The organism is Hyphomicrobium sp. CS1BSMeth3 (genome assembly GCF_900117415.1).
Classification (GTDB): Bacteria; Pseudomonadota; Alphaproteobacteria; order Rhizobiales; family Hyphomicrobiaceae.
On the sequence record NZ_FPEI01000006.1, the window covers coordinates 1,061,719 to 1,075,917 of the forward strand.

Here is a 14,199-nt window from a genome sequence, read left to right on the forward strand (position 1 = left end):
ATCTGCCGAAGCCTCGAGTCATTCGCATAATATATATTATGGAATGTGTTGAGGTGCAGGATCGGCAGCATGAAGCCCGGAACGGCTGGAGATTTGGGCGTGGTTCGGCGACTGAGCTCTATGGCCGCTGAGCCCGATGGCGCCCCGACAATCCCCCGGCAGCCCACCGCGATCCGTTGCCAGGATCGGCCCCTGACCGTATCTCTCAAGGATGACCGCTGAGGCCGATCCTCTGACAGCCGCAAAGGAAGACAGCGCCCCCGACGCAGGCACCGCTCTCGTCGCGCGGATGCGCGCGGGCGAGCGCCGTGCCATTGCCGAGGCCGCGACCGAATGCGAGCGCGCCGGCATCCGGCCGAGCCCTGGCCTGGCTAGCCTCATGCGCGCCATGCAACCTTACCTGGGCCGCGCCCGCCTCATCGGCATTACCGGCCCCCCCGGCGCCGGCAAGTCGACGCTCGTCAATGCGCTCATTGCCCACCTCCGCGCCCTCGGCCTGACCGTCGGCGTGATCGCCGTCGATCCCTCGAGCCCGATCTCCGGCGGCGCCATCCTCGGTGACCGCGTCCGCATGACCGCCGCCCTCGACGACGATGGCGTGTTCGTGCGCTCGGTCGCGAGCCGCGGCGCGCTCGGCGGGCTCTCCCCCGCGGCTGTCCGGGTTGTGGATGCGCTCGATGCGGCAGGCTTCAACGTCATCCTCATCGAGACCGTCGGCACGGGCCAGAGCGAGATCGACATTGCCGAAGTCGCGGACGTCAGGATCGTCGTCAACGCCCCAGGCCTCGGGGATGACATCCAGGCCATGAAATCTGGGCTGCTGGAGATCGCGGATATCCTGGTCGTCAATAAGGGCGATCGCCCGGATGCCGACGCGACGCTCGCCCAGCTCAAGAGCGCGGCGGCCATCCGCTCCTCACGCGTCCCCGTCCTCAAGTGCACCGCCGCCACCGGCGACGGCATTAAGGCACTGTGGGAGGCCACGGCCCCGCTCGCCGAAGCCGCACTGCTGGTCGCACCGGAGATCCGCCGCCGCCGGCGGGCCCGCACGCTCATTGCCCGGGCCGCTGCCGAGATGCTGGCCCGGCGCGTCCGTGCCGGCGAGGTCGATCGTCTCAGGCCCCTCGCCGACGACCTGCTCGAGGGCCGCCTCAGTCTCGACGAAGCAGCGCGGCGTCTGCTCGAGGGAACGTAAGCGCCTCCCCCTGGTTATGCTCTTGAGCGGCAAAAACCTGGAGGACATCCCATGGCCAGTAGCGACTATGACCGGCCCATGGCCGAGCGCCCGGTCGATTCCACCGCCCCGCCACATCGCGACAAGAACGGCGCAACCTGGAGCGGCCCGCTCGGCATCACGCTGGCAATCATTTTCGTCGTTCTGCTGCTGATGGCACTGCTGGGTTAGGTTGGGTCAGGCGATCAGTCACCCATCCAGGCATCGGCGACGCCGCTGATCAGATTGGCGCCATAGAGCGCAGCTTCGCGAAGTCCCGTCTCGGGTGCGGCGGGCTCCAGGCTGTCCCGCCAGCCGGCCTCGACGCGTGCCTGGGCGCGCCTCAGCTCTTCTGCCGCCTCGACGCTGATGACCTCGAACTGAAGCTTCGCGCCCGGCCCGACGCGACCGAGCGCCGGGAGATCGACGCTCGCGACAGTGGCGATCTTCGGGTAGCCGCCCGTCGTCTGGCGGTCGGCAAGCAGGATGATTGGCTGGCCGTCGCCCGGCACCTGGATCGATCCCGGCGCAATGCCATCGGAGACGATGTTGAAGCCCTTCGCATGGGCAAGCGCGGATCCGGCAAGCCGTATCCCCATGCGATCGGCGGCACGCGTCACCTCGTAGGTTCCCGAGAGCAGCGTCGATATCGCTTCGGGGGTGAAATAATCGTCCTGAGGCCCGAGAACGAGGCGGATGCGCTCAGGCACGGCAAGATCGAGATCGGGGAGCCTGAGCTCGGGGCGCTCCTCGACCTCCTCCTGCACAATCGGCAGCAAATCGCCGACGGCCAGGGCGCGTCCCTCGAAACCGCCGATCTGAGCGCGCGTCAGCGTCGAGAGGCTGCCCATGACGGGCTGCAGGGCAATGCCGCCCTCGACAGCCAGGATGCAGGATATGGCATTGCGCCCGGCCATGACCCGCAGGCGCGCGCCGCGCTTGAGGCGCACGCTCTCGGCGGCGGGAATCTGACGCGTCGCCCCCTCCTCGGTCACCTCGAGCCCAGCGCCGAGACCGGCGCAAGCAACGCGCACGCTTTCTGCTGCAACCTCGAGGGTCGCTCCAAGGTACAGCATTTCGAGCACGGCCATGTCCGGTGCATTGCCGACAATCGTGTTCGCCGCCGCCATGGCGACGCGATCGAGCACGCCCGCGGTCGGCACGCCGAAGCGCTGATAGCCGAAGCGACCGGTATCCTGAACAGTTGTGCCGAGACCGGCAGCGACGACGCGCAGATGTCCGCTCATTCAAAAACCTTGAGCGTATCGATGTCGAAGGTGCCGTCAGCTCGGGCCGCCTGCATGTCCTCGAACACCTCGCGGCTGACCGACACGAATTGCACGGTGTCGCCGGGCGAGAGCAGTGCCGCCTTCTCCCGGCGTGTATCGAAGAGCGGAACAGCCGAGCGGCCGATGATGTGCCAGCCTCCGGGGCTATCGAACGGATAGATCGTCGTCTGGCCGATGGCGATGGCGACAGAACCTGCGGACACCTTGATGCGCGGGCTCGTGCGGCGTGGCAAGGCCAGTGTCTTGGGAAGATCGCCCATGTAAGCTTGGCCCGGCAGAAATCCGATCATGTAGACGAGATGCTCGATGGCGACGTGCGTGGCCACGACCTCCGCTGGATCGAGCCCCGCTGCGGCCGCAACGTCGGCAAGGTCCGGCGCAAAGTCATCGCCCTCGTAGCAGGTCGGGAAATACCAGCGCTGACCGACCAGAGCCTCTGCCTGGAGATCGTCGATGAGCGGCACGAGCAGAGCCTGGAGCTCGCGCGCCCGCACAACCAGCGGATCGTAGTGCACCATCAGCGAGCGGAATGTCGGCACGGCCTCGCTGACGCCCGCAATTCCAGCAGCCTCCACGCGACGGCACAGATTGAGCACCAGCGCCGAGAGATGACGGTCCATGCGGTCGCCGAACTCGACGACCAGTGACGTGTCACCGCTCGGCAAGAAGCGCGGGGCCACCGCAAGCTCCTTCCTTGGCATTACGAGTTCTCTCCCCCAGCCCAGGCGCCTCAGCTCTGCCGCGTGGCGTGGCAGCTTGGCGGGCCAGCCCGTCGCTGCTACCTATCGAGACACGCAGGAGCGCTCGACGCCTGATCCCCACGCCACGACTCCCCCGATCTGTGAGGAAGCGAACAATGGCCGCCAAAGTCAACCTCAATGCCGACATCGCCGAAGGCTGGGGCGCCTACGACATCGGCAACGATGCCGCGATGATGGACATCGTCAAGTCGGCGAATGTCGCGTGCGGGATGCATGCGGGCGACGCCAACACCATGCACCGGCTGGTCATGCTCGCCCGCGACAAGGGCGTGAGCATCGGCGCGCATCCGGGCTTCAACGATCTGTGGGGTTTCGGACGCCGGCAGATCCGCATGTCGCCGGCGGAGCTCGAATACCTCGTCGCCTACCAGATCGGCGCCCTGCAGGGCATCGCGGCCTACGGCGGGCTCAAGGTTACGCATCTCAAGACGCACGGCGCGCTCAGCAACATGGCCTGCGTCGAGGCCGACTATGCCATGGCCATCGGCCGCGCGATCAAGACGATTGATCCGAGCATGATCTTCGTCGTCCTGTTCGGCTCCGAGCTCGAGAAGGCCGCGCAGAAGCTCGAGTTGCCGATCGCCCGCGAGGGCTTTTGCGATCGCGCCTATGCTGACGACGGCATGCTGGCCTCGCGCTCGATCCCCGGTACGGTCTTCAAGGATGCCGCGAAGGCAACGGCGCAGGCGTTGCGCTTCGTGCAGCAGGGCGAGGTCGTCTCGGTCTCAGGTAAGGTGATCAAGGCGAAGATCGACACGCTTTGCGTCCACGGCGACGAGGCGACCGGTGTCGCGGTGGCGCGCGGCGTTCGTGACAGTCTCGAAAAGGCCGGCATCGAGATCGTTCCGTTGACCGGAATGAACCTCTCCGGCTGAACCGAAGTTGTAGCTTCAGTCGACGGTCCGAGCAGGCAGGGGATCAGATGAGAACAGCGGCGCTCTATGCGGGCCTCCTTGGTCTAGTCCTCCTCGCGTTGACGCTCAGCGTTTCGGAGGCGCGTCATCGCACGAAGACCTCGATCGGCGATGGCGGCGACGAGGTTCTCCGACGCCGCATCCGCGCGCACGGCAATTTCGTCGAGTACACGCCGCTGACGCTGTTGCTGCTCGCGCTCTCGGAGCACCTCGGCATGGGCTCGCTGTTCGTGCACGTGCTCGGGCTCGCGCTGCTGGCCTCCCGCGTCTCTCATGCCTATGGTATCAGCCAGCCGAGAGAGCCGCTTACCTTCCGCATGCTCGGCATGACCGGCACGCTCATCGTGCTGGTCATCACCGCGCTCTACTGCATCTGGGCCTTTTTCTGACGCGCAGCCCGGCGCATTCGACACCCCTCACACCGACAGGCGCGGATGAACCGCGCCCAAAAAGCAGGAAACGCCTCATGCCCTACTCGACTTTCCGCCCAGAGCTCATGGGCAGCGCGACGCTCTCTCCCACCGGCCGGTTCGAGGCGGGCTCCTGGCAGTCCTTCACGCTCGTCTATACGGCAGGCGCATTCGGCGTTGACGACACAGGCAGCCTCAAGATCGCGTTCCGCTTCGCGACCGATCTCGGCCCCGTGCAGTTCGACGATCCGAAGGCACCCGGCTACACGACGCTCGAAGCCTCGAATGGCGCGACGCTCGAGGCGCGCTGGGAGTTCAAGCGCAACATCCGCCCGTGGAGCCGCTCGCTCTACATCGGCGTCATGAAGCATTTCCTGAAGCCGGGCGACACGATCACCATCCGCTTCGGCGACACCCGCTTCGGCTCGCCCGGCGTGCGCCTGCAGACGTACTGCGAGAAGATCTTCGAGTTCCACGTCCTCGTCGACGCGATCGCGACCTACGACTATGTCGCGCTGCCCGTAAGCCCGACCATCGAGATCGGGCCAGGCCCTGGCGTCGCGTGGCAGGCGCTGCTGCCGTCCATGGTGCGGGCCGGCGCGCCCTTCCGCTTCGGCATAAAGGTGGATGATGCCTGGGGCAATCCGTCGGACCTAGTGACGCGCACGGTCCGTCTCGCGCCGAGCCGGCCGGTCTCGGGGCTTCCCGCGACTGTCGATCTCAAGCAAGGCACCTTCGGCGCAACGCTCGATGGGCTCTCCGTGCGTGAGCCCGGCGATCTCACCATCGATGTCATCGACGAGAACGGCGCCCTTCTCGCGCGCAGCAATCCGCTGCGGATCGCCGCCTCCGATGCTGCGAGCGTCCACTTCTGGGGAGATACGCACGGCCAGTCCGACGAGACGCTCGGCACGAACCCCGCGCGCGAGTATTTCGCCTTTGGCCGCGACCGCGCGTTGCTCGACGTCATGAGCCATCAGGGCAATGACTTCCAGATCACCGGCGAGTTCTGGCGTGATCTCAATATCGCCACCGCAGAGTTCGACGAACCTGGCCGCTTCGTCTGCATTCCCGGCTACGAATGGAGCGCCAACACCGCCGTCGGCGGCGATCGCAATGTGATGTATCGCCACGAAGGCGAGACCATCCACCGCTCGAGCCACGCCCAGATCACCGAAGGCGGTGACATGGTCGACGAGGCGAACGACGCGCACGAGGCGGGCGCCCTGTTCGAGAAGCTTACCGGCAAGGACTGCGTGGTCATGGCGCACGTCGGCGGACGCTATGCCGACATCACCTACGCGCACGACGGGCGCCTGGAGACGGCCGTCGAGGTGCATAGCGACTGGGGCACTTTCGAGTGGATCCTGCGCGATGCCTTCGCCAAGAACTATCGCGTCGGCGTCGTGTGCAATTCGGATGGCCACAAGGGACGGCCCGGCGCGTCCTATCCCGGTGCCTCGTTCTTCGGCGCGCAAGGCGGGCTCACGTGCTATCTCGCGCCGCGCCTCGATCGCGATGCGATTTTCGAGGCCATGCGCCGGCGCCATCACTACGGCACGACGGGCAATCGGATGCTGCTGTCGGTGGCGGCGACGACGAAGAGCGACGCGACCCTCTTCATGCGCGATCCGGCCGTCTTCGAAAACCCGGCCACGGAGCGCACGCGCCGCGTCATCATGGGGGATATCGCGCGCGTCGCCGACGAGGACATCGAGTTGCAGATCGAGGTCGTGGCCTCGGCCCCCATCGAACGCCTCGACATTTTCGACGGCACGGAGATCATCGAAACCATTCGCACGTACGGCCCTTCAGATCTCGGCCGCCGCGTCCGTCTTACCTATTCCGGCGCGGAGTACCGCGGGCGCGCGCGAACGACCGTCTGGGATGGCAGCCTTACCATCAACGGCAATGCGATTGCCGAAGCGCGCATGTTCAACAACTGGAACATGGACCGCGGCATTCGCGGGCAGAGGCCGGATGGCCTTTCGTGGAAGGCGGTCACCACCGGCAACTACGGCGGTATCGATCTCTGGCTCGAGGAGCCAAATGCCGGCGCGATCAGCTTCGAGACCAAGCACTGCAGCGGTACGCGGGACATCACCTCGCTCGGCGTCGAGGCAGAGATCTTCCCTGGTGGTGGCCTCGAGCGCGAGGTGAGCCTCGCACGCCTTCCTGAAAAGATGAGCGAGACGCGCTTGACGCTCAGCCGCCGCATTGCCGTGCCGAAGGGGCGCGACACGCGCCTCTTCGTACGCGTGACGCAGGAGGACGGCCACCGCGCCTGGTCGAGCCCGATCTATCTCTTCCGCTAAGCGCGGAAGATCTCACGAGGCGAGCGCTTGGGTGCCGTACACTTCGGCATCCATGCGGTTCAGCAGCGCGATCAGGCAATCCCAGTCGATGGGCTTGGCCAGATGATCGTTCATGCCGGCCTCGATGCAGCGCTGACGATCACCGTCCATCACGCTCGCGGTCAGGCCGATGATCGGCAGGCCCCGCCCGGCCTCCGTCTGGCGAATGTGCTGCGTCGCTTCGAGCCCGTCCATGGACGGCATGTTCACATCCATGAGCACGACGTCATAGGGCTTCTGCCCGACCAACTCGATGGCTTTGTGGCCATTCGCGGCAACGTCGATCGCGTAGCCTGCACCGCGGAGAATGGCGCGCGCCACGCGCTGATTGGGCTCGTTGTCCTCGGCGAGCAGGACCTTGAGATGGCGCTGGGGCCCCGCCGCGGCTGCCGCCGTGGTCCGCGCGACCGGCGCCGACGCCCGCCGGCGCAATCGGTTGCAGATGCGTTCGAAGGACTGCTGGCCGAATGGACGTGACAGAAGCAGATCGGGCTCGATGTCGAGGCCACCAGCATCCGCGACCGTGTCCGCGATGACGAAGAACGGCGCGGACGGGCCACCCTGCTCGGCGGCAATGAGCCTTATGATCTCGTCGCGACTGGACTTCGCCGCGTTGCAGTCGATGACGATGGCCGTGCTCTGCGTCTGACCCAGCCGCTGCAGGACATTGGGCCCGCAGGCCAGCAGATCCATGGTCGCGCCGCTCGAGGCAGCATACGCTCTCATCACGCTTGCCAGCGGGCCTTCATGGCCGATCAGCGCCATCCGCCAGCCGGAAAGCTGGCGCGCGCGGCTGCGATCGGGCGCGTCCACACCGGCGACCGACAAGGGCAGGAGCACGACGAACGTGCTGCCCGCACCGGGTGTGCTCGCGCAATCAATGTGGCCGCCCATGAGCGAGACGAACTCGCGGCAGAGCGCCAGGCCGAGCCCGGTGCCGCCGTGCGTGCGCGTCGTCGAGGCATCGACCTGCGAGAAGCGCTTGAACAGGCGCTCGCGCTTGCTCTCGGGAATGCCGATGCCCGTATCGCTGACCCTGATGCGAAGCTGGGGACGCCCATTGTCCTCGACGCGGTCCACCCACAGCGCGACGCCACCTTCTTCGGTGAACTTGATGGCGTTGCCGATGAGGTTCGTGACGATCTGGCGAATGCGCAGCGGATCGCCGCGCAATGTGCTCGCCAGCAGCGGATCGACGAAGACGGCGAGATCGATACCCTTCCCCCGCGCGGCCGGCGCCAGAAGCGTCGTCACCTCGTGGACGAGATCGGCAATTCGGAAGTCGACATCCTCGATCTCCATGTGACCGGCTTCGATCTTGGAGAGGTCGAGCACGTCGTTGATGATGCCGAGGAGGCTCTCACCCGAAACGCGAATGGTGTCGAGATAGGTGGTCTGCTCGTTATCGAGCGGCGTATTGGCGAGCACGCGCGCCATGCCGAGGATGCCGTTCATCGGCGTCCGCAGCTCGTGGCTCATCGTCGCGAGGAAGCTCGACTTGGCCATATTCGCAGCTTCGGCCTCGGCGACCGATTTGCGCAGCATCTCCTCCGCGCGCATGCGATGCGTGATCTCGTGGAAGACGATGACCTGGCCATCGCTCGGCACCACGCCGATACCCGTCTCGAAGACCTGCCCCGAGGTTGCCGCGAACTGATCGGGCAGACGACCTTCCGTGGCGATCTGCGCGAGGCCGGCATTGACCATGTCCGGCGTCACGGCCTCAGTGCCTTCGGGCTCGATGGCGAGCGCGCGAAGAGCCTGCTTGTTCCAAAGGAACGGTGCGCCGGAGCGGCTGAGGGCGACGATGCCCGCGGCCGAGTTCGAAAGCACAGCATCCAGGATGGCGCGCCGGCGCGCATTCTTGATCGCATAGCGGATCGAGCGATCGAGGAGCTCGGGTGTGATCGCGCCCTTCTCGAGGAAATCGGCGGCGCCCGCCTCCTCCGCCGCGCGATCGATATGCGGGTCGATCACGCCAGTGAGGAGGATCATCGGCGTATCAGGAAACCGACGGCCGGCCTCGCGGATGAACTCCAGGCCGGTCCGCTCGCCGATCCGGTAGTCGACCAGGGCTACGTCATAGGTGCGCTCGAGCAGCTCGAAGTTGGCGCGCTCGTAGGAGCCCGCCCAGACAACCGAGTACTTGTGGTTCGGAACGCACTGCAGGACATCCTGCGTGAGAAAGAAGTCGTCGCGGTCATCCTCGACGAGCAGGACGACCGTTTCGTTCTGTGCCAGCGATTGCGCCATTGAATTGCTGCCTCAATACAATGAACACACGATCACGCGGCTTCGCTGGCCGGAAGCTCGACGATCTCGATCCAGTAATGGTTGAGCGTGCGAACAACATCCACAAGGCCTTCGAAGCTGACGGGCTTCGTAATGAAAGAGCTGACACCGAGGTCGTAGGTCCGCAGGATGTCCTCCTCCGCCTTCGACGTCGTCAGCACGATGACGGGGATGCGCCGGAGCTCGGGATCGGCCTTGATGTGCTTGAGGACGGTGCGGCCATCCATGCGCGGCATATTGAGATCGAGCAGGATCAGGCCCGGCAGGCGGCGCGGCTGGCCGGTGAACTTGCCTTCGCTGCGCAGGTAGGCGAGCAGCTCCTCACCGTCCTCGACGTAGACGCGCGGGTTCGCCAGCCGGCTTTCCGTGAAGGCATCCTCGACGAGCATCCGATCATCGGCGTCGTCGTCAGCAATTACGATGGTCAAAGCTGCTTTACTCGACATGACTCTACTCTCCCCCAACGCCACAATGCTGCCTCCGGACCTCTATTCCCCACGCCCGGTTGGCTCCGAAACTTGACGCCTATGATGGCAGATAAGGCTGAAGCTCCCGTTTAATTGCCTGGAACATCTGTCCGCTTTGTCGCTCACAGATGCTGCCGGCAGAGAGCTGCGTGCCTTCCGCGCCGCGGCGAAGATTGCGCACATAAGGTCGAAGGAGGCTTAACCAACGAGACGAGAGGCGCGGCTCGGGCACGAATGAATGAAATAGAGTAAGTCCCCTGCCAACGAGCGCTTCGGAATGAGCCAATCGGAACGCGCGATCGGCCACAGGCATTTCAAATTTTCATCTTTGCTTTTTCATCTTTGGACGGAGCGCTAGACGGCCCGACCGGCTTGGCCTATAGCAGTGGACGCCATTCACTTGTGCCGTCGCCTTTCGGAATAAAGCCATTCACCCGCAGGAAAATGCATTGCTCGCTGGAGAAGGGGAACGCTTGTCGGAACGCACGCCTTCCCGCCCCCGAGAGCTGCCGACGGCAGCGTACGGGCCACTTCTGACGGCGCCCATTCTGCCGACGTTGGCGGCTCTCTCCCTGCCGAATCTGATCGCGCTCGGCACGCAGTCGCTCGTCGCCATCGCGGAGACGTCCTACATCGGCATTCTCGGCACCGAGCCGCTGGCGGCGATGGCGCTCGTCTTTCCGATGATCATGCTGACGCAGATGATGTCGTCGGGGGCGATGGGCGGCGGCGTTTCCTCGGCGATCAGCCGGGCGCTCGGAGCCCGCGACGTGCGACGCGCGCGTGCACTTGCCCTTCATGCCATGATCGTCGGCGCTCTCGCCGGCATGCTCTTCACGGCCGTCTTCCTGCTTTGGGGCCGCTCGATCTACACGATGCTGGGTGGCGATGCCGCCGTCCTGCCGCTGGCGCTCGAATACTCGGGCGCATTCTTTGCGGGCGCCACGATCGTCTGGTTCTTCAATATCTTTGCGTCCATCGCCCGTGGAACGGGCAACATGCGGGTGCCCTCCTCGACGATCATCGGCGTCGCCATGTTGCAGATCGTTCTCGGGGGCGTGCTGGCCCTCGGTTTCGGCCCCATTCCCCGGTTCGGTCTCGCGGGTGTCGCCATCGGCCAGATCCTGGCCTTTCTCGCCGGCACGATCGCGCTGCTCGTCTATCTGCGCTCACGCTACTCGCGCCTGCGCCTCAACTTTTCGGGGGTGAGCCTCAGCCGGGAGCTGTTCTGGGACATCCTGCGGGTCGGTGCGGTGTCCTGTCTTTCACCTCTGCAGTCCATCCTGACGGTCATCATCCTCGCCAAGTTCGTCGCCGGCTTCGGCACGGCGGGACTTGCGGGCTACGGGATCGGGGTTCGCCTCGAGTTGCTGCTCGTACCGATCGCCTTCTCGATCGGCTCTGCCTCAGTCCCCATGGTCGGCATGGCGATCGGCGCCCGTGACGTTGCGCGGGCGCGCCGCGTAGCATGGACGGCAGCCACCGCCTCGGCCATCATCATCGGCACGATCGGCTGCCTCGCCGCCAATTTCCCGCACGTTTGGGCAAACCTCTTCACCAGCGATCCGAACGTCGAGCAGGCCGCCCACCAGTACCTCGGTATCGCCGGCTATGGCTTTGCGGCGTACGGCTTCGGTCTGTGCCTCTATTTCTCGTCCCAGGGCTCGGGCCGCATTTTCGGCCCCGTGCTCGGCGGCACCGTACGCCTGCTTGTCGTGCTGATCGGCGGCATTCTGCTCCTGCGACAGGGCGGCGATTTTGGCGCCTTCGCCCTGCTCGTCACGGTCGCGATGGTCGCGTACGGCATCTCCACCGGATTGTTCGTGTGGAAGACCCGCTGGGGTCATTGATCGCCGGCCGCAAGAACGCGGCGAGATCTGCCCGGCTCGGATGGCCCAGGCCAAAAGCATTGCGACGGGAGCCGAAGAAGATTCGGCCCGCCGGCGCACATAGCTGCGGTGATTACTTTGCGCGATGATCGCGGGTCCGGCACGGACCGGACGAGCCCGATGGGTCGCCTCGCAACCTCGGCCTAGTTCCGGTAGTCCTTGAGGCGGGTCGCGCGCAGGCCCTGGAGGCCGTGCTTGTCGATCGTGCGCTGCCAGGACAGGAACTCGTCGACAGTGAGCTTGTAGCGCTCACACGCTTCCTCGAGGCTCAGCAGACCACCCCGCACGGCGGCAACAACCTCGGCCTTACGGCGGATTACCCAGCGCTTGGTGTCGCGCGGCGGCAGATCCGCGACCGTGAGCGGGCTGCCGTCAGGCCCGATGACGTAACGCGAGCGCGTTCTGAATTGCTGGTCGGTCATGATACGCGATACTCTCCATGAACTTCGGGCACACTAACCGAGCCGTCTTAATATCGATCTAAGGCGCGCGGTGAACGTGCCAATACTTTTCTGTTCCATTTTTATCACGCCTTAACAATATTTTGGCGATAGATGTTAAAGCTGGTTAACACTTCAGGCGTGTGACAGCGCGAGCACCGCACAAACACGCGCACGCATAAAACCAGCGCCCGCGCCGCATGGAGTCGCAAGGCTCGAAATTTCCAGACAAGTCAGCTAGTTAATGGGCCGGCCTAAGGGCCGATGCCTCAGGCCTGCTCCTGCTCCGCCGCCTCTTTGGCGAGGCGCTCCTTCTCGATGCGGTCGACGATCCAGATCGAGGCCTCGTACAGCAGCATGGTCGGGAGCATCATGGCCAGCATGCTGAACGGATCCGGCGGCGACAGCACGGCCGAGGCGCCGGCAATGCCGACGATGGCATAACGCCGCGCCGAGCGCATGCCGGCGGCGCCAAATACCCCTGCCCTCGCCAGCAGGGTAACGATCACGGGGAGCTGGAAGATGATGCCAAAGCCGAGGATGAGGGTCATCACCAAGGAGAGGTATTCGGACACCTTGGGGAGAAGCTCGATCGCCGCGTGACCATCGCCGCCGGCCTGGGGCGTGATCTCGAGCGAGAACTGGATCAGCAACGGCAGAACTATGAAGTAAACGACGAGCGAGCCGAGCACGAAAAGCAGCGGCGTCGCGATCAGGTAGGGCACGAACGCGCTGCGCTCATTCTTATAGAGCCCCGGCGCAACGAACTTGTAGACCTGGACGGCAACGATCGGAAACGACAGGAACGCTGCGCCGAACATCGCGAGCTTGATGTTGGTGAAGAGCTGCTCGAGGAAATGGGTCGCGATCAGCTTCGCCTTGTCGGCGCCCACCACGCGGACGAAGGGCCAGACCAGTACGTTGTAGATCGGCTTGGCGAAAAAGAAGCAGACTACGAACGTCCCGAAGAACGACAACAGCGAATAAATGAGCCGCTGGCGCAGCTCCGTCAGATGCTCGATCAGCGGCGCCCGGGAAGCGTCGATATCTTCCTGACCATCGCGATTGGTGGTCTCGGTCATGGCGCGCTCATGCCCCGCTCTTGGGTGAGGTCTCGGCGCCTGCGGACGCGGCCCCATGACCGCCACTGCCGTTCAGGCTCCCGCGATCCGAATGCGCGACGACACTCTCAGGCGGCGCGGGTGGAGGCGTCGCCGCCACAGGTGCCTGTTGCATTGGAACGCCATTGGCGTCGTGGGCATCCGGATCCGCTGCCGGCGCGACCAAGGCCTTCTCCTGCTCCTCGGCGGCCGGCTCGCGCAGCTCCTCGGGCGTATAGCCCGTCGTGTGCGGTGACGGGCGCAAGGGATCGTTCAGGTGCGTATCGATATCGGATTTGATGCCGTCGATCTCTTTGGTGACGCTGCTGAGATCACTCGAAAGCGAGTTCTGGGTCTCCTGCATGGACTGATTGAGGTCCTGCCCGAGCCCCTCGACGTCCTTCTTGATCTGATCGAGCTCACTCTCCCGCATCGCCTCATCGAACTGAGCGCGGAACTCGTCGGCCTGGCGCTTGATGATGCCCATGTACTTGCCGATGGTCCTGAGCAGGATCGGGAAGTCCTTGGGGCCGAGCACGATCAGGGCCACGATGCCCAGCAGCAGCAGCTTGCCTGACGTGAGATCGAACATGATCGCTTTCTGTAGTGCAGCCTCAGCGTCGCGTCAAAGTTGCAGCGAAAACTGCGGTGTCAGCGCTGTCAAAGCGGACCTCGCATCGCGCCGACCACAAGGACGCCGCTCGCGCCGTGGCCGACTGCCCGAGCTTCTCCGCCGCGCGCACCGACATTGCCGCGCGGTCGCGAAAAGCCTAGCCGACCTTCGTGCCGGTGGTCGATGAGCCGCTCGCCGACTGGGGCTCGGGCGCCTTGCCCTCGAGCTTCTTCGGCGCATCCGTGGACGTCGCGACGTCGTCGTCCTCGGTCATCCCCTTCTTGAAGCTTTTGATGCCCTTGGCGACGTCGCCCATGATCGACGAAATCTTCCCGCTACCGCCGAACAGCAGCAAGGCGATGACCAGGAAGATCAGCCAGTGCCATACGCTGAATGTACCCATTTCCACTGAACTCCTTGGGGAGGCAGCGCAGTAATCATACTGCTGCCGCCGGTT

At 64.9% G+C, this 14,199-nt stretch carries 14 protein-coding genes; 6 read left to right on the forward strand and 8 right to left on the reverse strand.

Annotated elements, in window-relative coordinates; translation table 11 throughout:
* Positions 1–211: 211 nt before the first annotated feature.
* A complete protein-coding gene (meaB, locus tag CS1BSM3_RS20045) occupies positions 212–1,195 on the forward strand; it encodes a methylmalonyl Co-A mutase-associated GTPase MeaB (protein ID WP_083528752.1) in 984 nt (327 codons plus the stop codon).
* A 51-nt stretch (positions 1,196–1,246) separates the two neighbouring features.
* A complete protein-coding gene (locus CS1BSM3_RS28335) occupies positions 1,247–1,405 on the forward strand; it encodes a hypothetical protein (RefSeq protein WP_174263739.1) in 159 nt (52 codons plus the stop codon).
* 14 nt (positions 1,406–1,419) lie between these two features.
* Here the strand turns inward: CS1BSM3_RS28335 and CS1BSM3_RS20050 are convergent, their stop codons facing one another.
* Complete coding sequence (locus CS1BSM3_RS20050) at positions 1,420–2,460, reverse strand: 5-oxoprolinase subunit C family protein (protein ID WP_072389997.1); 1,041 nt, start codon at positions 2,458–2,460, stop codon at positions 1,420–1,422.
* Positions 2,457–3,203 carry a 5-oxoprolinase subunit PxpB gene (pxpB, locus tag CS1BSM3_RS20055; protein WP_072390000.1) on the reverse strand — a complete coding sequence of 249 codons (747 nt, stop codon included), beginning with the start codon at positions 3,201–3,203 and terminating at the stop codon, positions 2,457–2,459. Before pxpB ends, CS1BSM3_RS20050 begins: the two co-directional genes overlap by 4 nt.
* Positions 3,204–3,358: 155 nt before the next feature.
* On the opposite strand from pxpB, the gene CS1BSM3_RS20060 reads away from it, so the two are divergent.
* From CS1BSM3_RS20060 to CS1BSM3_RS20070, 3 genes are all read left to right on the forward strand, one after another.
* Positions 3,359–4,138, forward strand: a complete 780-nt coding sequence (locus CS1BSM3_RS20060) for a LamB/YcsF family protein (RefSeq protein ID WP_072390003.1) — start codon at positions 3,359–3,361, stop codon at positions 4,136–4,138.
* Positions 4,139–4,185: 47 nt separating this feature from the next.
* Positions 4,186–4,566 carry an MAPEG family protein gene (locus tag CS1BSM3_RS20065; RefSeq protein WP_072390005.1) on the forward strand — a complete coding sequence of 127 codons (381 nt, stop codon included), beginning with the start codon at positions 4,186–4,188 and terminating at the stop codon, positions 4,564–4,566.
* A 77-nt stretch (positions 4,567–4,643) separates the two neighbouring features.
* Complete coding sequence (locus CS1BSM3_RS20070; RefSeq protein ID WP_072390008.1) at positions 4,644–6,902, forward strand: DUF3604 domain-containing protein; 2,259 nt, start codon at positions 4,644–4,646, stop codon at positions 6,900–6,902.
* A 12-nt stretch (positions 6,903–6,914) separates the two neighbouring features.
* On the opposite strand, the gene CS1BSM3_RS20075 is transcribed toward CS1BSM3_RS20070, so the two are convergent.
* Together CS1BSM3_RS20075 and CS1BSM3_RS20080 are read right to left on the reverse strand one after the other, a co-directional pair.
* Positions 6,915–9,194: a hybrid sensor histidine kinase/response regulator gene (locus tag CS1BSM3_RS20075; RefSeq protein ID WP_072390011.1), complete on the reverse strand. Its 2,280-nt coding sequence runs from the start codon at positions 9,192–9,194 to the stop codon at positions 6,915–6,917.
* A 32-nt stretch (positions 9,195–9,226) separates the two neighbouring features.
* Entirely contained in the window at positions 9,227–9,679 is a 453-nt protein-coding gene (locus CS1BSM3_RS20080; RefSeq protein ID WP_072390014.1) for a response regulator, read from the reverse strand.
* Between the two features lie 494 nt (positions 9,680–10,173).
* On the opposite strand from CS1BSM3_RS20080, the gene CS1BSM3_RS20085 reads away from it, so the two are divergent.
* Positions 10,174–11,550: an MATE family efflux transporter gene (locus tag CS1BSM3_RS20085; RefSeq protein WP_072390017.1), complete on the forward strand. Its 1,377-nt coding sequence runs from the start codon at positions 10,174–10,176 to the stop codon at positions 11,548–11,550.
* A gap of 182 nt (positions 11,551–11,732) precedes the next feature.
* Here the strand turns inward: CS1BSM3_RS20085 and CS1BSM3_RS20090 are convergent, their stop codons facing one another.
* The 4 genes from CS1BSM3_RS20090 to CS1BSM3_RS20105 all read right to left on the reverse strand — a co-directional run bounded on the left by CS1BSM3_RS20090 (position 11,733) and on the right by CS1BSM3_RS20105 (position 14,145).
* Positions 11,733–12,011 carry a CtrA inhibitor SciP gene (locus CS1BSM3_RS20090; protein WP_072390019.1) on the reverse strand — a complete coding sequence of 93 codons (279 nt, stop codon included), beginning with the start codon at positions 12,009–12,011 and terminating at the stop codon, positions 11,733–11,735.
* A 287-nt stretch (positions 12,012–12,298) separates the two neighbouring features.
* Positions 12,299–13,111 (reverse strand): twin-arginine translocase subunit TatC, encoded by an 813-nt coding sequence (gene tatC, locus CS1BSM3_RS20095; RefSeq protein WP_072390022.1) that lies wholly within the window; start codon positions 13,109–13,111, stop codon positions 12,299–12,301.
* A 7-nt stretch (positions 13,112–13,118) separates the two neighbouring features.
* Positions 13,119–13,721 carry a Sec-independent protein translocase protein TatB gene (gene tatB / locus CS1BSM3_RS20100; RefSeq protein ID WP_072390025.1) on the reverse strand — a complete coding sequence of 201 codons (603 nt, stop codon included), beginning with the start codon at positions 13,719–13,721 and terminating at the stop codon, positions 13,119–13,121.
* A 178-nt stretch (positions 13,722–13,899) separates the two neighbouring features.
* A complete protein-coding gene (locus CS1BSM3_RS20105; RefSeq protein ID WP_072390028.1) occupies positions 13,900–14,145 on the reverse strand; it encodes a twin-arginine translocase TatA/TatE family subunit in 246 nt (81 codons plus the stop codon).
* Positions 14,146–14,199 lie beyond the last annotated feature (54 nt).

Bases quoted from the DNA above. Each gene is read 5' to 3' on its own strand.
- meaB (WP_083528752.1), top strand. From the start codon at position 212: ATGACCGCTGAGGCCGATCCTCTGACAGCCGCAAAGGAAGACAGCGCC.
- CS1BSM3_RS28335 (WP_174263739.1), top strand. From the start codon at position 1,247: ATGGCCAGTAGCGACTATGACCGGCCCATGGCCGAGCGCCCGGTCGAT.
- CS1BSM3_RS20050 (WP_072389997.1), bottom strand. From the start codon at position 2,460: ATGAGCGGACATCTGCGCGTCGTCGCTGCCGGTCTCGGCACAACTGTT.
- pxpB (WP_072390000.1), bottom strand. From the start codon at position 3,203: ATGCCAAGGAAGGAGCTTGCGGTGGCCCCGCGCTTCTTGCCGAGCGGT.
- CS1BSM3_RS20060 (WP_072390003.1), top strand. From the start codon at position 3,359: ATGGCCGCCAAAGTCAACCTCAATGCCGACATCGCCGAAGGCTGGGGC.
- CS1BSM3_RS20065 (WP_072390005.1), top strand. From the start codon at position 4,186: ATGAGAACAGCGGCGCTCTATGCGGGCCTCCTTGGTCTAGTCCTCCTC.
- CS1BSM3_RS20070 (WP_072390008.1), top strand. From the start codon at position 4,644: ATGCCCTACTCGACTTTCCGCCCAGAGCTCATGGGCAGCGCGACGCTC.
- CS1BSM3_RS20075 (WP_072390011.1), bottom strand. From the start codon at position 9,194: ATGGCGCAATCGCTGGCACAGAACGAAACGGTCGTCCTGCTCGTCGAG.
- CS1BSM3_RS20080 (WP_072390014.1), bottom strand. From the start codon at position 9,679: ATGTCGAGTAAAGCAGCTTTGACCATCGTAATTGCTGACGACGACGCC.
- CS1BSM3_RS20090 (WP_072390019.1), bottom strand. From the start codon at position 12,011: ATGACCGACCAGCAATTCAGAACGCGCTCGCGTTACGTCATCGGGCCT.
- tatC (WP_072390022.1), bottom strand. From the start codon at position 13,111: ATGACCGAGACCACCAATCGCGATGGTCAGGAAGATATCGACGCTTCC.
- tatB (WP_072390025.1), bottom strand. From the start codon at position 13,721: ATGTTCGATCTCACGTCAGGCAAGCTGCTGCTGCTGGGCATCGTGGCC.
- CS1BSM3_RS20105 (WP_072390028.1), bottom strand. From the start codon at position 14,145: ATGGGTACATTCAGCGTATGGCACTGGCTGATCTTCCTGGTCATCGCC.